We start from the raw sequence: 796 nt of genomic DNA on the forward strand, positions 1-796 counted from the left end.
GCCCAGGCCTACCAATTTTGCGCTGCTCTTCGTTGGCAAATCGCTCGTATAGCAGGCTATACGTCGCGCTTCACCGCCTCGATCAGCACAAAATAACCATTGCATGAGATGTCTTGTTGCCTGAAAAGAATCAGGGCGCAGGATTTTTTGTTTTACGCAAGGCGTGTTTGGAGAGAAGGAGGAAGTGTACGAATTGTACATGACCGCAGTGAGGAAGAACGCACCAAAAGTAGGCCCCATGAGGGGACGCCGCGTAAGACAAAAAAGACAAGCACTGGGGCTATAGCTCAGCTGGGAGAGCGCCTGCCTCCTGCGTGCAAGGCAGGAGGTCAGCGGTTCGATCCCGCTTAGCTCCACCATATTCTGTTACTGAGAAAGTCCAGAAACAAGGTTTCTTGAAAGAGTGACCTTGTTTCTGGTTTTTACGACCAGTGTTCTTTAAAAAGATAGAGATATAGCCAAGTTTTAAAATTTGAAACATGTACGTACAGGTGTTGTTTGCGTAAGTGAATGATACCGAAATTATTTTACGATGTGATTTCAAGCGTTGAAGAAAGGCTCTGAGAAGAGTTGAGTATTCAAAAATGATCCGGCGATCATAAAGATTCCGCTGTTGTTAGTCGCACGGCGGATGATGAAGAAGTTTCTTGTGCCCTCCAAAGTATTATCGAGTAAGGACTAACCGTTCTGAAAGAGGGGAAATGGATGATGGAAGTGACAAGTCATTTGAAGTGAATCGAGGCGCCGAGCGATCCAAGTGAAGGAGCTTACCCAGGTAAGTGACTGAATGCGGGAG

At 46.6% G+C, this 796-nt stretch carries 1 tRNA gene; it reads left to right on the top strand.

What is annotated here, in order from left to right:
• Positions 1–276 precede the first annotated feature (276 nt).
• Positions 277–359, top strand: a tRNA-OTHER gene (locus V7747_RS18535).
• Positions 360–796 lie beyond the last annotated feature (437 nt).

It is taken from the genome of Halopseudomonas sp. (assembly GCF_036960865.1).
Lineage (GTDB): Bacteria > Pseudomonadota > Gammaproteobacteria > Pseudomonadales > Pseudomonadaceae > Halopseudomonas.